At 48.1% G+C, this 16,179-nt stretch carries 17 protein-coding genes (1 of these 17 cut by a window edge); 11 read left to right on the top strand and 6 right to left on the bottom strand.

The features are described from left to right. Positions 1-5 precede the first annotated feature (5 nt). From BBR47_RS20740 to BBR47_RS20725, 4 genes are read left to right on the top strand one after another with little or no spacing between them, the layout of a single operon-like run. Positions 6-995, top strand: coding sequence for an ABC transporter ATP-binding protein (locus BBR47_RS20740; RefSeq protein ID WP_015892377.1), 990 nt, complete (start codon positions 6-8; stop codon positions 993-995). Next, a complete protein-coding gene (locus tag BBR47_RS20735) occupies positions 992-1,999 on the top strand; it encodes an ABC transporter ATP-binding protein (protein ID WP_015892376.1) in 1,008 nt (335 codons plus the stop codon). Before BBR47_RS20740 ends, BBR47_RS20735 begins: the two co-directional genes overlap by 4 nt. Further along, positions 1,980-3,092 (top strand): o-succinylbenzoate synthase, encoded by a 1,113-nt coding sequence (gene menC, locus BBR47_RS20730; RefSeq protein WP_015892375.1) that lies wholly within the window; start codon positions 1,980-1,982, stop codon positions 3,090-3,092. Before BBR47_RS20735 ends, menC begins: the two co-directional genes overlap by 20 nt. Positions 3,093-3,124: 32 nt before the next feature. Beyond that, a complete protein-coding gene (locus BBR47_RS20725) occupies positions 3,125-4,561 on the top strand; it encodes a serine hydrolase domain-containing protein (protein ID WP_015892374.1) in 1,437 nt (478 codons plus the stop codon). 70 nt (positions 4,562-4,631) lie between these two features. Here the strand turns inward: BBR47_RS20725 and BBR47_RS20720 are convergent, their stop codons facing one another. Together BBR47_RS20720 and BBR47_RS20715 are read right to left on the bottom strand one after the other, a co-directional pair. Next, complete coding sequence (locus BBR47_RS20720; RefSeq protein WP_015892373.1) at positions 4,632-5,939, bottom strand: MFS transporter; 1,308 nt, start codon at positions 5,937-5,939, stop codon at positions 4,632-4,634. Beyond that, on the bottom strand, positions 5,911-6,633 hold the full coding sequence (locus BBR47_RS20715) for a transcriptional regulator (RefSeq protein ID WP_015892372.1): 723 nt from the start codon (positions 6,631-6,633) through the stop codon (positions 5,911-5,913). The genes BBR47_RS20720 and BBR47_RS20715 overlap by 29 nt, the downstream gene beginning before the upstream one ends. Positions 6,634-6,797: 164 nt before the next feature. On the opposite strand from BBR47_RS20715, the gene BBR47_RS30495 reads away from it, so the two are divergent. Then, on the top strand, positions 6,798-8,015 hold the full coding sequence (locus BBR47_RS30495) for an MFS transporter (protein WP_081437257.1): 1,218 nt from the start codon (positions 6,798-6,800) through the stop codon (positions 8,013-8,015). Between the two features lie 140 nt (positions 8,016-8,155). Then, entirely contained in the window at positions 8,156-9,412 is a 1,257-nt protein-coding gene (locus tag BBR47_RS20705; protein WP_015892370.1) for an MFS transporter, read from the top strand. Here BBR47_RS20705 and BBR47_RS20700 read toward each other — a convergent pair. After that, a complete protein-coding gene (locus tag BBR47_RS20700; RefSeq protein WP_081437256.1) occupies positions 9,389-10,219 on the bottom strand; it encodes an SDR family NAD(P)-dependent oxidoreductase in 831 nt (276 codons plus the stop codon). The genes BBR47_RS20705 and BBR47_RS20700 overlap by 24 nt on opposite strands. Before the next feature lie 52 nt (positions 10,220-10,271). Here BBR47_RS20700 and BBR47_RS20695 point away from each other — a divergent pair, with 52 nt between their 5' ends. Continuing rightward, positions 10,272-10,496: a DUF1540 domain-containing protein gene (locus BBR47_RS20695; protein ID WP_015892368.1), complete on the top strand. Its 225-nt coding sequence runs from the start codon at positions 10,272-10,274 to the stop codon at positions 10,494-10,496. A 58-nt stretch (positions 10,497-10,554) separates the two neighbouring features. On the opposite strand, the gene BBR47_RS20690 is transcribed toward BBR47_RS20695, so the two are convergent. Continuing rightward, positions 10,555-11,145, bottom strand: a complete 591-nt coding sequence (locus BBR47_RS20690; protein ID WP_015892367.1) for a 5' nucleotidase, NT5C type — start codon at positions 11,143-11,145, stop codon at positions 10,555-10,557. Between the two features lie 97 nt (positions 11,146-11,242). On the opposite strand from BBR47_RS20690, the gene BBR47_RS20685 reads away from it, so the two are divergent. After that, positions 11,243-11,824 (top strand): hypothetical protein, encoded by a 582-nt coding sequence (locus tag BBR47_RS20685; RefSeq protein WP_015892366.1) that lies wholly within the window; start codon positions 11,243-11,245, stop codon positions 11,822-11,824. Positions 11,825-11,878: 54 nt separating this feature from the next. Here BBR47_RS20685 and BBR47_RS20680 read toward each other — a convergent pair whose 3' ends face one another. Beyond that, positions 11,879-12,409 carry a DUF84 family protein gene (locus tag BBR47_RS20680; RefSeq protein WP_231850500.1) on the bottom strand — a complete coding sequence of 177 codons (531 nt, stop codon included), beginning with the start codon at positions 12,407-12,409 and terminating at the stop codon, positions 11,879-11,881. Positions 12,410-12,551: 142 nt separating this feature from the next. Here BBR47_RS20680 and dapF point away from each other — a divergent pair, with 142 nt between their 5' ends. Next, complete coding sequence (gene dapF / locus BBR47_RS20675) at positions 12,552-13,412, top strand: diaminopimelate epimerase (protein WP_015892364.1); 861 nt, start codon at positions 12,552-12,554, stop codon at positions 13,410-13,412. Positions 13,413-13,523: 111 nt separating this feature from the next. Here dapF and BBR47_RS31365 read toward each other — a convergent pair whose 3' ends face one another. Next, the gene (locus BBR47_RS31365) at positions 13,524-13,670 is read right to left on the bottom strand and encodes a hypothetical protein (RefSeq protein ID WP_015892363.1); all 147 of its coding nucleotides are present in this window, start codon (positions 13,668-13,670) and stop codon (positions 13,524-13,526) included. Between the two features lie 276 nt (positions 13,671-13,946). On the opposite strand from BBR47_RS31365, the gene BBR47_RS20670 reads away from it, so the two are divergent. Together BBR47_RS20670 and thiI are read left to right on the top strand one after the other, a co-directional pair. Then, positions 13,947-15,116, top strand: a complete 1,170-nt coding sequence (locus tag BBR47_RS20670; RefSeq protein ID WP_081437255.1) for a cysteine desulfurase family protein — start codon at positions 13,947-13,949, stop codon at positions 15,114-15,116. A gap of 25 nt (positions 15,117-15,141) precedes the next feature. After that, positions 15,142-16,179 carry the 5' portion of a tRNA uracil 4-sulfurtransferase ThiI gene (thiI, locus tag BBR47_RS20665; protein WP_015892361.1) on the top strand. 162 nt of this gene lie beyond the right edge of the window, so 1,038 of the gene's 1,200 nt are visible here — the first part of the coding sequence; its start codon is at positions 15,142-15,144; its stop codon lies off the right edge, out of view.

The raw sequence follows: 16,179 nt of genomic DNA, 5'->3' as shown, positions 1-16,179 counted from the left end.
AGCTGATGAAAGAGGTACTTTTGGAAGTAAAGGATTTACGCTTGCAGTTTAAGACGGATAAGGGTGAGCTGCCAGCGCTACAAGGCATTTCTTTTCAACTGAAAAAAGGGGAGACGGTAGCGTTGGTAGGCGAGTCTGGCTGCGGAAAAAGCGTGACGTCCTTGGCGATTATGGGACTCTTGTCCCGGGCGAACGCACAGATGGAGGGAAGCATTCGATTTCGTGATATCTTATTGAACCAGTTGAGTACTGGTGAACTTCGCAACATTCGCGGAAAAGATATCGCGATGATTTTTCAGGAGCCGATGACGTCGCTCAATCCGGTCCATACGATTGGCCGACAGCTAGAAGAAGTGTATCAACTGCATACCGATTTATCGAAAAAAGAACGCCAAGCAAAAGCGATTGAAATGCTCAAAAAAGTGGGCGTGCCGAGGGCAGAAGACATCATGCGGGACTATCCCCATCAGCTTTCGGGTGGGATGAAGCAGCGTGTCATGATTGCGATGGCGATGGCTTGCAACCCGGATTTATTGATCGCAGACGAGCCGACGACCGCACTGGATGTGACCATTCAAGCGCAAATTTTGGAACTGATGAACGATTTGAAGGAGAACGATCATACCTCTCTGCTACTCATTACGCATGACCTAGGTGTCGTGGCTGAAATGGCTGATCGTGTACTTGTGATGTACTACGGGGAGATCGTAGAGGAAGCTGACGTTGCCAGTCTGTTTTCGCATCCAAAGCATCCGTATACGATTGGACTTTTACGCTGCATACCCGATCTGGATGAGGAGGAGAAGCTTCGCCTCGATCCGATTGAAGGCAGTGTCCCGCTACTCGGTGAGGTGACACAAGGGTGTGCATTCCGCTTCCGCTGCTCACAGGCCGAGGAGCGATGTTACAAAGAAAAACCGCCGCTGATGGCAACGGGCACAGGCACACAGGCTGTTCGATGCTGGCTGTACGAGAACAAGGAGATGGCGGTATGAGGGATATCTTGTTATCAGTAAACGATTTAAAGACGTATTTTCCAATTAGCAAAGGACTATTTCGCAATCGCGACGAAGTGATTAAGGCAGTCGATGGGGTTTCTTTCCAGTTGCGAAAAGGAGAAACGCTTGGGCTGGTAGGAGAGAGCGGTTGTGGCAAGTCAACGACTGGTCGCAGCATCATGCGACTCATTGAGCCTACGAGTGGAACGATTGAATTTGAAGGACAAAACATTACGGAGATGTCGGCTACACGTTTTCGTCCACTCCGCAAGCGAATGCAAATCGTGTTTCAGGATCCGTATGCATCATTAAATCCACGGATGACCGTGCAAGGGGCTTTGGAGGAAGCGTTAGGCGTCAGAGATCCGCAGATGTCGGCGAAAGAAAGGCGCGATCAAGTAAAAGAACTGCTTCAGATGGTCGGGCTGAATGCTCAATACGCCACACGCTTTCCCCATGAGTTTAGCGGAGGGCAGCGGCAGCGGATCGGGATCGCTCGCGCATTGGCGGTGGAACCTTCATTAATCGTGGCAGATGAGCCGGTTTCAGCACTTGACGTGTCCATTCAGGCGCAGATCGTGAATCTTTTGCAGGATTTGCAGCAGCGTCTAGGCTTGAGCTATTTGTTTATTTCGCACGATCTAGGTGTCGTTCGCCACATCAGCGACCGAATTGCGGTGATGTATCTTGGACGAATTGTCGAAATCGCCAGTAAAAAGGATTTGTTTTTGCGCCCGTTACACCCGTATACAGAAGCACTCATGTCAGCGGTTCCCAAAGCCAATCCGTTTCGGAAAAAGGAGCGAATCGTTCTTTCCGGGGATGTTCCCTCTCCGGCGAATGTTCCCGTTGGGTGTGCGTTCCATACCAGGTGCTCATATGCTACGGAAATTTGCCGTACAGTGCGTCCTGTCGCTACATTAGCTTCGCCGCAACATTATGTCGCATGTCATTTATATGGAATAGAAGGGATGAAGTACATTGAAAATCGAACGAATTGAATTGCAGCAACTACACATGCCACTTCGTTTCCGTTTTGAAACGAGCTTTGGATATACGACCATCAAGGAGCTCATTTTGGTCAGTGTATATGGAGAGGGAGAGGTAGGGCACGCGGAAAGTGTGGCGATGTCGGCCCCTTATTATAGTGAAGAAACGACAGGGACAGCATGGCACATGATGGAAAAGTTTATGATACCGAAGCTGTTTTCGAGTGAGATCGAGACCCCTGAGGATGTGGATCGGTTGTTTGCCCCGATTCGCCGCAACAACATGGCGAAGGCGGCTTTAGAAGGCGCAATCTGGGATCTATACAGCAAGCAGAAAGGAATCTCTCTGGCCAAAGCATTAGGAGGCGAGAAAGCTGTTATCGATGTAGGGATCAGCATCGGTATTGAACCGACTGTTGATCAAGTTTTGGCAAAAGTAGAGCGCCATCTCAGTGAGGGCTACAAGAAGATCAAGGTAAAGATCAAGCCAGGCTTTGACGTCGAGGTGATTCGAGCGATTCGCGAACGCTTTGGCGAGGGTGTCCCGTTGATGGCAGATGCGAACTCCGCTTACACAATGGAGCATTTGGATGTGATGAAGGAGCTGGATCAATATGGGCTGATGATGATCGAACAGCCACTCGCTCATGACGACATTATTGATCATGCCAAGCTGCAAAGGGAGCTGTCCACACCAATCTGCCTCGATGAAAGTATTCACAATGTGGATGATGCCAGAAAAGCGATAGAGCTAGGCAGCTGCGGCATTATTAATATCAAGGTGGGGAGGGTCGGTGGATTAACAGAGTCCAAGCGCATTCACGACTTGTGTCAGGCACACGGCATTCCGGTGTGGTGCGGAGGCATGATTGAGTCGGGTGTTGGCCGTGCACACAACATTGCGATTACTTCTTTGCCGAATTTTACGATCCCAGGTGATACAGCCGCCTCCAGCCGTTACTGGGAGGAAGATATCGTAGAGAATGGTGTAGAGCTGATGGCTCCCGGTCAATTGGCAGTACCAGATAGCCCGGGCATCGGTTATACCCTGAACCAAAAGGCGATCGGCAACTATGTAATTCGCACGGAAAACTTCCGGCCTTAAACCAAAGCTTAACGAAAAAGGGGAGAAGGAACATGGCGGATTGGGTACAGTCGTTTGAGGAATACGCGCAAAAGCTACTTGCAGAGGCAAAAGTAACAGGAACAGTAGTCGGATTGGCAGAGCAAGGAGTGCTAAGGTATTTCCATGGCTTCGGTTTGGCAGACGACACAGAAGATGCAAAAGCATTAACCCCTGATACGGTGTTTGGCATCGGTTCTGTGACCAAGTCCTTTACATGTGTCGCCATCATGCAGCTTCAAGACGCAGGAAAGCTATCTGTTCATGATCCGGTCATCAAGTATCTCCCTGAGCTCCGCACGCCTAATGAAGCTTATACCCGGGAGATCACGATCCAGCATCTGATGACACATACCGCAGGTTTTCCTCCTTTGGATACATTAGCGGGTGCAATGAAAAGAAGCATTGTGGAGGGAGGGGATGACCTGTCCTCTAGCTCCAGTCTTGCTTTTGATCTCGAGAAAGTGGAAGAGATCAATACAAAAGAAGAATTCATGGCCTATATTGGCAAGCTGAATTACGAGTTTTTAGGTGCGCCTGGAACGGAATTTAGCTACTCCAACGACAGTTACGCCATGCTCGGACTGATTATTGAACGAGTGAGCGGGATATCTTACGAGCAGTTTGTGCAGGATCATATTTTGGAGCCTGCGGGGATGAAGAACAGTGCCTTTCTCGTCGAAGATTTGCCTGAGGAAGCTGAGGTCGCTACGCTATTCACGCGGAAAAGCCCTAAGGATGGCGGTGAGGTATACCGTTCCCCTTCATGGTGGGATTCACCATCGATGCGTGCGGCTGGTTTTCTGAAATCGACCATTCACGATCTATTGCGCTATACGGAAATATTTAGAACGGGTGGATTGGTGGGCGAGAATCGCTTGCTCTCATCGGAGAGTGTGCAGGACTTGACGGCGCCTCATGTCTCGATTTCGCCGTTTCAAGCATACGGCTATGGATTGTTTGTAGCCAATTGCCATGATGGAACACTGATTGAGCATGGTGGAGCGATTAAGGGAGTTGCGGCACAAATTTTTGTTTTACCGGAGCGGGGCTTGACAGGAGCCGTACTGATGAACACAGATGGCGGGCCAATGGCCGATTTGATGCATGGCATTTTAAACGCAACCAATGGACGCTCTCCGGATGCAGTGCCGTTCGAATATTCGGATTATGAAATTTCTGTAGATGCACTCGCTGCATTTACGGGGGAGTATCGCTCGTCTGAAGGGGCTACTGTATCGGTAGAAATCGAAGAGAACGGGCTGGTAGCCAAGAGTAATGGAGCGAATATTCCACTTCGTTCAGTAGGAGAAGACAGCTTCGTCATGAAGCGGGGAGAAACGGATATGTTTATCCACTTCGTCCGCAATGAGGCAGGGGTAGTTACCCGGATGGGCTTTGGTGCTCGTCAGCTGATAAAGGTCCTAGCCGAAAAAGAACAAACCGTATAAATAGCGGAACGCGTACCTGCAAGAGCTCATGCTTGCGTGGTGCGCGTTCTTTCTATTTATAGGAAAGGCGTTACGAAGAAAGGGTGGCAGGAAGCTGCTGCTCCTCTACCATAGGTCGCTTCCAGTTCGGATGTTGCTCCATGTTCCGGAACGAGCGGAAAAAGAACAGGCTAAGGCTGATACTTACAAAGATGATACCGCCAAAGAATAAGAGAAGCCCCGGTGTTGTGATGTTTTTGGCGAGAAGAAAGGAGCACAGTGCATAGCTGACTGGCCCGAAGCCAACGGACATCAAGGAAAGCAATGACATGACACGACCGAGCATGCTGGCAGGGACGATACTTTGAATGTAGGTGATAAACGGAATGTTCGTCATACTGAGTGCCATTCCGATGAGAAAATGAGAGACAAGTCCATAGGAAAGCTCCTCAATGAAATAATACGAGCTGATTCCAACTCCCATACATCCGAGAATGACAGGGAGTAACATAAATTTTCCACGGAATCCTTTACACAATGCAGTCAAAATACCGCCGACAATCATGCCCACTCCAAGTGAGGTACTGAGTGAACTAAAAGCACTACCGTCCCATCCGAGGTCATTTACATGAATGGGAATGATCATGTTAACTGGGCCAGAGAACATCATGTTGGTGAACAGTGATGTTGTTAAAATAAGAGCGAGGATCGGGATTGAATACGTAAAACGAATACCTCCCACGATATCCTTGAAATAGGAGCTTGCCCTTGACTCTGATGTCGTGTCTTTGGAGTATGGGTGTGAATGGAGAGAGAGTATAAAGAGTGTTCCTACGAAGAATGTGCATGCCAAGATCAAAAACATGATCGGATAACGAACGGTTCCAATTAATAAGGCAGTAACTACCGGTCCGGCAACCATGCTAATCTGATGGCATAGTTCCATTAAGCTGTTAGCTGGCGAAAGTTGTTCTCGAGAGACAAGTGAGGGCAGAATCGAGCTGCGTGCTGGCCAAAAAAATGCATCGACTGTTCCAAATAAAGCCGCCATGACGTACAGGCTCACTGGGAACCAGTCGCTATTTCCTTGAAGCATAAGCAAACTGAAGCAGGCTAAAATAATTCCCCTCACCAAAAGGGAGGAAAACATAATCCATTTTCGATTCAAACGATCAGCAGCCACCCCGCCCGCCAGCATAAAGAGGAGACGGGGGATGGAAAAACAAATCAAAGTCGTGCCGAGGATTGCTCCTGAGCCGATGGCATTCACGATATACCAGTTGAGCAGGATGAAGAAAGCTCCGTCCGCCATTGCCGAAAATAAAGTGCCGCACCATAATCGCACAAACGATCCATTTTTCCAAAGGGAATTATTTGTCGCCAGAGTGCTCATCTCCATTTTCCTCCTTCTTTTTCTTCACGACAATCTTATTGAATTCAGACGGTTGGTGCTCATAGTTATCTGGCAAGGAATCGTCTTCTGCGACGTAGTAACGTTCATTCGTCATGAACCCGACCGTGACCATGAAAAAGTTTTCAACTGTATCCTCCGCTTCTCCAGCAGCTATCCGCTCTAAGTAACGATCTTCCATTTCGGATAGCTCCTCAAGTAAGGCCTTATATTTAGTGAGCCAAGCAAATATTTCTTTTTGAGGTGCTCTCAATTCGGAGCTAACTGCAATTGCAGGAGGACGATCCTCTTGATCCGAAAAGAGCATGAATGACTCGTCTGGTGCGTTATACAGGCGATTTATACCGGAGCGCAGGTGATTTATCATCGTTTCCTGCAAAAGGATACTGTCTTCGCGCAGGGAGGGTAGCAAATCATCACTAACCTTGAAGTCGTAAGCAACTGCCCGATAAAACTTTTGCACGATCCCGTTCTTTTCTTCCGTACGCACGACCGCAACGAAGCCATGGCTTTCCAATTCCTTCAGGTGATAATGCACTTTAGAGGGAGAAAGGGAGAGAAGGGTAGCAAGCTGCTTGCCTGTGTATTCCTCCTTGACCAGCATCGTGATGATCTGTAGGCGCAAGGAATCGCTGACAGCTTTTAATTGATCCAAAGTTTCCACAACTACGTATCGTTTCAAGTCGATCAACCTCGTTTCTCTGAACGTGAATGTTTTGTTTCTTTTAGACGTTCAATTTTATTTGAACGTATTGTAACAACAAAACGATCCGTTTCGCAAGATGGATTTGCGCATATTTTTCGACAAATGCTACAATATTGAAAACGGTGAGAGGGTGCATTCCTGTGGCGATCTTACAACATCCCGTCTTTCGCCGTTTGTATACGGCCCACGTTGTACACATCATCGGAAATGAATTTACATTTATTGCGGTCGTTGGACTTTTACATGATTTAAGTGGATCGGGTCTTTCCTTTGCGGCAGGGACTGTGTTTCGCATGCTCCCTTATGTATTTGCCAGCTTTTTCGCGGGGACGCTAGTGGAGAGTTGGGATAAACGGCGAGTCATGATTGTCGTCAATCTGCTTCGCGGCATTCTCGTCAGCTTGTTTTTCTTCATCACATCTGCGACCTACTTATGGGTGGCTTTTTTGTTATTGATCCTGGTCAATATTTGCAGTGCTTTTTTCCAACCAGCCATGCAAGTAGCGATCGTACAATCCGTGGAGGAAAAGGACAGGTTAGCTGCCAATTCTCTTTTGCAGGGGACGACCTCGTTTCTCATTATTGTTTGTCAGGGTATAGCAGCAGTTCTGGTTTACTTGTTCTCCTACCGTTACAACTTTTTGCTCGATGCCGCCTGTTATTTGTTGTCGCTGTTCATCTTGTTGCCGCTCCCGCATATCGCCAATTCTGTTGATTCGAAAGCGGCTGCACCTTTTATGGAAAGGCTAAAAGAGGGCTTCCGTTATATTGGCAAGCATCGGGAAATTGGCAGTGTAATCGGCTATCAGATGGCGGAACGGGTATGTGGCGCCTATTACATCATGTTGATGTACTATGTTCTTACGGAGCGGGGAGAGGGCTTGTATGTATTCGGACTCCTCGATATTCCGTTGGGACTCGGAGGTGTGATCGCTGGGATTGCCGTGAATAAGCTGTCTGACAGCCTGAGCGAGAAAGCAACCTGGCGTGTCCAAGGTTGGGCACTCGTAGCGATGGGATGCTCGATTATCGCCGTGTTTCATGCAAAACTACTACTTGGACTGGCAATCGCCATCCTCTTTGCATCAACGGCTCAGTTTAGTTCATCGATATTGTCTGTGACGAAGCTGCAACGTGTGTCTGATCCAGCTTATCTGGCTCGCGTTTTTTCCATACGGGAAATGGCGACTATGGGAAGCTTTTCTGCGAGCTGCTTGATTCTCGGATTCAGTGCGGAGCAGTTCGGTAGTGCCGCTGTCTCCGTGTGGCTTGGCTTGTTTGGGGTTGCAGCAGGAATTCTGTGGCTTTGGAGCCGTCGTAAGCTACAAAAAGATAGCAGTCGTACAGTAATGATGTAGGAGAGATTCCTCTGCTTATTTGGAGCAGAGGTTCTTTATGATACAAAACGAAACTTTTAGATTTAATAAATATAATTGTTGAAAAAGTATTAATCTGACTATACAATGAATGGAAATATAGAGAAAAAGGAAGATGCAGCATGAAAGAATTATGGCAACAGCGTTCATTTCGCTGGTATTGGCTGGGGATGTTCTTGTCTAGTCTAGGGGATCAGTTTGGCTGGATGGGCTTGACGTGGTTTGTCATGAAGAAAACAGGCTCACCTGCGGCGATGGGTGGGGTCGTTCTTGCGTATATGCTTCCTGCTGTTTTTGCTGGTTTAGTAGCGGGAGTTTTGCTGGATCGATTTGATCGACGCAAGCTCATCATGATGGACAATATCGCGCGAGGACTTATTTTTATAGCGTTGGTCGCATTATTGCAGGTCGATCAAGTTCCACTATTTGTGATATACGTGCTGATTGTGATTGCAGGAATCCTTTCTCCGTTGAGCACAGCTGGGGCGCAGACATTGTTGCCGAGAATCGTCTCGGACAAAAATCAATTGGTCAAAGCAAATGGCGTGATGGAAACGCAATGGCAAATTGTGTATATGTTTGGACCGGCACTCGCGGGAGTTTTAATCGGGTTGATTGGGGAAGCTTATGTTCTATTGATTGATGCGGCTAGCTTTTTTGTATGTGCCTTCTGCTTCTCAAGGCTGCCTCGTGAGCTTACGAAAAGTGCGAATCCTACAACGATTGTAAAAGGTCAAATGGGAGTGTTCTTTCGTTCTCTCTGGAGTGACATGCGAACAGGGTATCGCTACCTATTTGGACGCAAGCAATTGATCATTCTTGTTTTCTTTACGTTTTTGTTTAACATGTCGTATGGCCCCATTGAAATTGCATTACCCCTGTATGCGAATCAGGATTTGGCAGGGGGATCTGTTGCGTTAGGGATGCTTTGGTCTGCTTTGGCAATCGGGGCATTACTAGGCTCTCTCTTTTTCTCGACGGTTACGTGGAAACTTCCGTTGGGATCGACGCTAGCAGGGATTATCGTGGCGTGGGGATTGACGACATTGCCAATCGCTTTATTCTCGCGGTTGGAGATCGCAATGGCTTCGATGGTTGTGGCGGGTTTTTGCTTTGCTCCCTATAACATCATGTACAGAAGCTACCTGCAAAAACAGGTGCCCGATGCTCTCTTGGGGCGGGTGTTAACCAGCGTTCGAACGATTACGGGGACGGGAATGCCGGCGGGAGCGGCTGTCTCTGGCGTCCTCATACCCTTCCTAGGCGTTCAAGGGATCATTGGAGCCGGAGCAGCCGTATGTATCATTTTCGGTCTTCTTGCATTCGGGGCATTGAAAAACTTGGAGGATTCCTCATCACTTCCGATTGAGGAGAGGTGAGACGAGGTGTTTTAGCCACTGAGGTAATAAAAAGTAGATACGGGAGAGCGCATGTAGACGAAATGGCATGGCAACCTCCGGACGTTTTGCTTCCGCAGCTCGATAAATGGCTCTTGCCGTTTGTTCTGGTGTCAATAAATACCGACTTACTTTGCTGCGATAGCTACCTGTTTTGTCTGCCTTATCTAAAAAGGGGGTGTCAATCGGGCCTGGCATCGCACACGTCACAGCAATTCCAGTACCTTGCAGCTCATGACGCAATCCTTCACTAAAACGGATGACGGCTGCTTTGCTGGCAGCGTATACCGAAGCTTTGGCTGTAGCGACCTGTCCAGCAAGTGAAGCAACCGTGATAATATGCCCTTGCTTTTGCTGAAGCATCATCGGCAAAAAGGCACGGGTCGTGTAGAGAACACCGGAAATATTCGTTCGCAGTGTTTCTTCCAGCTCCTCCACGCGCATTTCGATGAGTGATTCAAAGACGGCCATCCCGGCATTGTTGTAAAGAAAATCGCATCGTTCGAAGCGGATGTGCACCCATGCAGCGAACTGCCGAATGTCTTCGTTGCTGCTGACGTCTAACGGGTAATGATGGAGTCGATCCGGATAATCTTTTTGTAACGAAACGAGTTCCTGGGTAATCGTTTTCCGGCTAGTGGCAATAACACAATCTCCTTTTTCCAAATGAAGTCGTGTCAAAGCTAGACCAAGGCCACCAGAAGCTCCGGTGATGACGACAATACGGGTAATCGACATGTCATCCACTTCTTTCTTGTGTAGAGTATTGGTTTCCACTGTGAATGGCAAAGTATAAGCCCCTGAGTTGTTGTGAAGGCTAGCCTCTAGGGGGTGAATGCACATGCCAGCAGTAAAATGTTCTGTAGCAAACTGTGAGTACTGGGCGAAGGGCAATCTTTGCAGCGCCGAAGAGATCATGGTAGAGATTGACGCACACGCCACCGTAAACCTGAAAGAAGAATTCGCAGGCGAGTACGGTCAAAACACGCAGCATCAGGATAAGGCTAAGACATCGTCTGAGACCTGTTGTCTGACGTTCAAGCCGAAGACATCCGAAAAGAAATAACGCTTCGGCGCAAAAAGGACGTATCCCTTTAAGGTGATACGTCTTTTTGCTATTCAACCTATACGCTTGTCTTAGCTGGAAAAAGCTCGTTGACTTTTTGGGCAACCTCTTCCCAAGAAGTGACTCGATGGACGAGCGGAGGTAAGGCAGCTTGGTTATACGGAGTGTCAAACAAGAACACGGGAATTTGCAGCGCCTCTGACAATTGCAAAGCGTTCTCCAGACGATCCTCCAAAAATAGGTCCACGCCCCACTTGCGGGCAGCTGACAGCTTGTCGTGGCTCCCAATCAAATCCACTTCATGATGAGGGATATTGTAGCGAGCAAACCATTGTAACGTCACATCGCGGTGACGATCCTCACGAGCACTTATATATACCAGCTTGTGGGAGGTAAACCAATCGCGCAAAATCTGATCGGCTATTCCGTGAACAGGCGCACCATCATATAGGCGCTCCCCATTTTGATCCAGCCACATTTCAAACTCTGCGTCCGTGATTTGATACACGTTGGCTAAATTGTATTCCACACAATCTTCATATCGTAAATCTCTTCCAAAGCTCTCATTCATCAACGGAACAATACTGCTGGGTGATGTGACTGTACCGTCAATATCAATGCCAATGGTTAGGATTTTGTCTGGTTTCATTCTCTCGCCTCCCGTTTAAATTGTACAACGTAGGCAGACAATAAGGCTACTTCCTTCACTTAATTAATCCTTTACCAAAAAAGGGGCTGAGCATGCTATGTTGGATCGACACGAACGTAATGATGCGAAGCGGAAGGAAGACACCGGTTTTTCCGAGACCGTTGATCAGCACGACAGGGAGTTTGCAGCGAATACCTGGACACAGGCCGTCTTTGACGAAGAGGAAGATCGGTCGAGGCGCAGGGTTCACTATGACCCCCACTCCTTGACAGAGCGCTATACAGGCGAGCTAGATGAGGAGCGAAAAGACTTTTCGGAGCGTTTGGATGGCGTTGTTTTGACAAAGGAGGACCGTTCACCGGTTGCCAAAGTCAGAGATGACGACATCGAGGCGGCGGCGGAAATCGCCGAGCCGTTTCCGACGAGTCGTGCTGCCAGTGAGATCGACACAGACGAGGAAAACCGGGGAAATCGGGCCAGCGGTATCGGGATGACTGGCTTGGGCTTATCGATCCTGTCCTTGTTTTTCATGCCGTACTTGGTGGCTCCAATTGGTATGGTGCTTGGCTATCTGGCGTATCGACGCAACTCGAAGACGCTGGGAGTCTGGGCGATGATCGTAGGTGCTGTTGCCATTTTGGGCGCATTAGTCATCTACCCGTATTATACGGCTCGCTAAAAGCATCAACCCCAAACCCTCTCCGGTTCGTTTAGCTGGAGAGGGTTTTTTATGTTATTTGTACAAAGAGGAAACAAAAGGCGTAATGGCTGCGATCACGGCGTCACAAAACACATCGGAACGACGTACGCGATTATCTGTTAAAAGGGAATAGGCGCCGCCGCGATGATTACTGCCGACGGTTTTCCCCCATTCATCTATGATGGTACTGAGCTCAATTTGTTCCTGCTGGATTCGGTGAACAGCTTGATTCGGGATAGGAAAAGCCAAACCCTTTCCAATAAATAGCTCACTTCCATTCCAGGCTGCACAGATGGAAATCAAATACCACTGTTTTGTAAACCGCTCATCGTACATAAGTCCGCCTTCCAAGCCTAGCCCGATGTCTGCTTCCGGGGCTTGACTACGTGCAGCTTTTGCCCGATTGATCGCTCCTGTTATCGTTTCTTCTTCACTCATCGGTTGAGCCGCTACGCCAGAGGGGACGGATATGCAGAAAGGTTCCGTTCCCGTTGCTTTTTGTACAGCGAGGCGTTTTGCTTCATTTTTCGTTCCGAGTGCATAGCGGAAAATATGATAATCCAATGCTTGTTCCACCTCTTCCCATCATCGATGCTAGTGGTAGTATACCACCTTTTGATTCGACCGCGATTCTCTGGGGTGTGATAAGATAATAGGCATAGAAAAGAGTCAGACCTAGCATACGAAAGAGAAAGAGGAGTGGACGATGAAATTTACAAAGCTGCATGGCTTGGGGAATGATTACGTTTACGTCAACTGTTTTGAGGAAGATTTATCACGTGTAGATTTACCCGAATTGGCACGAAGAGTGAGTGATCGGAATTTTGGGATCGGCGGTGATGGACTGATCCTCATTATGCCATCTGAGCGAGCAGATTTTCGCATGCGGGTCTTTAACAATGATGGCAGCGAAGCAAAAAATTGCGGAAACGGCTTGCGCTGTGTGAGTAAGTACGTATACGATCACGGTTTGACGGAGCAAACAACGTTTACCGTGGAGACATTGGGAGGGACCGTCACTCCTGTCGTATCGCTAGGAGCAGATGGTAGAGTCGATCAAGTAACAATCGATATGGGAGAGCCTCGTTTTGAGCGAGCAGCAATTCCGATGACAGGCATTCCAGAAGAGCAGGTGCGAGAAGAGGGGATCGAAGTCGGTGGAACGGCGTTTACGATGACGGCTGTTTCGATGGGGAATCCTCATGCCATCCTTTTCGTGGATGAAGTGAAGGAAGAAGATGTTCGTCACTACGGGCCAATGATCGAGTATCACGAGTGGTTTCCTGAGCGAACCAACGTTGAATTTATCCAAATATTGAATCACGAGGAAATTCTTTTCCGGGTATGGGAGAGAGGATCAGGTGTAACGCTTGCCTGTGGGACGGGAGCTTGCGCTGCTGCAGTAGCTGCCCACTTGAGTGGAAAGACAGGAAGAAAAGTCACGGTCCACCTAGCAGGAGGCGATCTCTTTATTGAATGGAAGGAAGCGGATAATCGCGTCTATATGACGGGTCCGGCTACTGAAGTTTTTTCTGGCGAGTATGTAGGGGAGATTCCCTTTAAATAGAAGCAAGCCAAACCGTTCCGTCGAACTGACAGGAGCGGTTTTTTTACAAAAAATAGCGTGGTCACGGCGAAGCCTTCATGCCGTCACCACGCTATCGAATTCGAATAAGCGTCACGCGTTGTACACCTCATTTAGGTATGCGACATCCGTGCGGTCGTACTGAGGGATATTTTTGTTCATCTTCGCCAGTTCCGCTTGCAGTCTTTTCAGTTCGGCTTCCATCTTCTTGATTTCTTCTTGCATAGCTTGTGCTGTCATGGTGGTTCTCTCCTTGTTGGTGTTTTTTATCTAAATTTATTGACTATTCTAACGAAAGGCCAAACCAATGTAAATAGCCTATATCTGGATGTAAGCGCTTTATCCGTGAATAGTCTGTGAACGGTTGTTCAGATTGTCTGATTTGGCCTTTTGAGAGCAATGCACTCGGGGAAAAATAAGGTCGAGAAGTGTAATACTTTGTATGTTCTTTACGAAAAGTCATGTTATGATGAAGCGTAGTATTCGGGCATCTTGCCCTTAGGAAGGTGTGTACTGGTGATTTATTTGGACAACAGTGCGACTACCCGGCCTCATCCTCAAGTGATTGAAACCGTTAGACGCGCGATGGAAAGCTACTATGGAAACCCGTCTTCCTTGCATCAAAAAGGAGTAGAGGCGGAAAATGTACTGAAGCAGGCGCGAAAGGTTGCCGCTCAGTACTTGGGCTGTAAAGAAAGTGAAGTTATTTTTACTTCAGGTGGTACGGAGAGCAATAATACGGCGATTAAGGGCGTAGCCTTTCAATATCAAAACAGAGGGAAACATATTATTACGACGCAGGTAGAGCATCCGGCTGTTTACGATGTTTGCAAACAGTTGGAAGGTCTGGGATTTGCTGTGACATATCTGCCGGTAGATCGTGAAGGCCGCGTATCGGTAGAAGCTGTTCAGAAAGCAATGCGTCCGGATACGATTCTTGTTTCGGTAATGCATGTGAACAACGAGCTGGGAACTATTCAACCGATCCTAGAAATCGGACAATGGTTGAAGCAATTCCCGAAAGTCCTGTTTCACGTCGATGCTGTCCAGGGAATTGGGAAAGTTCCTTTGCGCATCAAGGATTCAGGGATCGATCTGCTGAGCGTCTCTGCGCACAAGTTTTACGGGCCCAGAGGAGTTGGCATCTTGTATAAACGGGAAGGCTTGATCATTCACCCGTTGATGATGGGTGGCGGTCAAGAAGGGGGAGTTCGCTCAGGAACGGAAAACCTCCCAGCCATCGCTGGTATGGCAAAAGCAATCCGGATTCTAGAAGAACTGGGCAGCGTCGAGATGATCAGGCTGCAAAAATTGAATCAACAGCTTCGTGAGGGGATTGCAACGATGGAAGGTTGTGTTGTGAATACCCCGGAATCGAATACGGCTCCTCATATTATGAACTTGTCAGTACCAGGAGTAAAAGCAGAAGTCCTGTTGCATGCTTTGGAGGAAAAAGGTTTTCTGATATCCACCAAGTCGGCCTGTTCATCCAAAGTCAATGAGCCGAGCAGAGTTCTGACTGCGATTGGCATCGAGCGGGATTGCGCGTTGTCATCTCTGCGGATCAGTCTGGGCCGGGAAAATACACCGGACGACATTCAGCAGTTTTTGAAGGCGTTAGAGGAATGCGTTAGTGTGCTTCGGACCTATATCAAACAACAACCTGCCCCCGCTCATAGAAAATAGTGTGGACAACTAAAAGGAGATAATCATGAACTACGATGTTATTTTAATTCGTTATGGTGAGTTGGCGCTTAAAGGAAAAAACCGCGATCAATTCGAAGAGGCCCTTGTAAAAAGCGTGAGAAACGTACTGCGTTCGTTTTTTAAAGTAAAAGTTCGACGCAATTACGGCCGGATGTACGTGGAGCTGCACGGCGAGGACGCTTACGCGGTTATGGAGCGTTTGAAGCGCGTTTTTGGGATTTCTTCCTTTAGTCCGACGATCCAGGTAGATCCTGATATTGAAACGATCAAGGAAAAAGCGCTGGAGTTGGTTCGTCAATTGAATCCACAGCCACGTACGTTCCGTGTGGTTTCCCGTCGTGCTGATAAACGCTATCCGATTCAATCGATGGAAGTAAATCGAATGGTGGCAACGCACATCCTACGTGCTCTGCCAGCTATCAGCGTAGACTTGCACGAGCCAGATACCATCGTGAATGTAGAAATTCGCACAGAGGGTACTTACATTAGCTGTGAAACCATCAAGGGACTAGGTGGCTTGCCAGTTGGGGTGAGTGGAAAAGTACTGCTGCTTCTTTCTGGTGGTATCGACAGTCCTGTAGCGGGTTGGATGATGCTGAAGCGTGGTGTGACGCTGGAAGCGATCCACTTCCACAGCTATCCGTTTACAAGCGAGCGCGCTTTGCAAAAAGTACGTGACTTGGCTCATAAGCTGACGAAATGGGGAGGAACTGTCCGTCTCCACGTTGTACCGTTTACCGAGATTCAGACCGCCATTCGTGAAAAATGTCCAGAAGACTATTTGATTACCATCATGCGTCGCTTCATGATGCGCATTTCGGAGCGTGTTGCGGAAAATACGAATGCCAAGGCACTCGCAACAGGAGAAAGCCTCGGTCAAGTTGCATCGCAAACCTTGGAAAGCATGGACACGATCAACAAGGTGATTTCAATTCCGATTCTGCGACCACTCGTCGCCATGGACAAGGTAGATATCGTGGACATTTCTCGTCAAATCGATACGTACGAGCTTTCTATTTTGCCGTATGAAGACTGCTGCACG

The organism is Brevibacillus brevis NBRC 100599 (assembly GCF_000010165.1).
In the GTDB taxonomy this organism is placed as follows: domain Bacteria; phylum Bacillota; class Bacilli; order Brevibacillales; family Brevibacillaceae; genus Brevibacillus; species Brevibacillus brevis_D.
Note: the sequence above shows the minus strand (reverse complement) of the source record. Positions and strands in the feature narration are given on the sequence as shown.

What these genes read in the sequence shown, in the direction of transcription:
- BBR47_RS20740 (WP_015892377.1), top strand. Translation starts at nt 6, where the DNA reads ATGAAAGAGGTACTTTTGGAAGTAAAGGATTTACGCTTGCAGTTTAAG.
- BBR47_RS20735 (WP_015892376.1), top strand. Translation starts at nt 992, where the DNA reads ATGAGGGATATCTTGTTATCAGTAAACGATTTAAAGACGTATTTTCCA.
- BBR47_RS20725 (WP_015892374.1), top strand. Translation starts at nt 3,125, where the DNA reads ATGGCGGATTGGGTACAGTCGTTTGAGGAATACGCGCAAAAGCTACTT.
- BBR47_RS20720 (WP_015892373.1), bottom strand. Translation starts at nt 5,939, where the DNA reads ATGGAGATGAGCACTCTGGCGACAAATAATTCCCTTTGGAAAAATGGA.
- BBR47_RS20705 (WP_015892370.1), top strand. Translation starts at nt 8,156, where the DNA reads ATGAAAGAATTATGGCAACAGCGTTCATTTCGCTGGTATTGGCTGGGG.
- BBR47_RS20695 (WP_015892368.1), top strand. Translation starts at nt 10,272, where the DNA reads ATGCCAGCAGTAAAATGTTCTGTAGCAAACTGTGAGTACTGGGCGAAG.
- BBR47_RS20690 (WP_015892367.1), bottom strand. Translation starts at nt 11,145, where the DNA reads ATGAAACCAGACAAAATCCTAACCATTGGCATTGATATTGACGGTACA.
- BBR47_RS20685 (WP_015892366.1), top strand. Translation starts at nt 11,243, where the DNA reads ATGTTGGATCGACACGAACGTAATGATGCGAAGCGGAAGGAAGACACC.
- dapF (WP_015892364.1), top strand. Translation starts at nt 12,552, where the DNA reads ATGAAATTTACAAAGCTGCATGGCTTGGGGAATGATTACGTTTACGTC.
- BBR47_RS31365 (WP_015892363.1), bottom strand. Translation starts at nt 13,670, where the DNA reads ATGACAGCACAAGCTATGCAAGAAGAAATCAAGAAGATGGAAGCCGAA.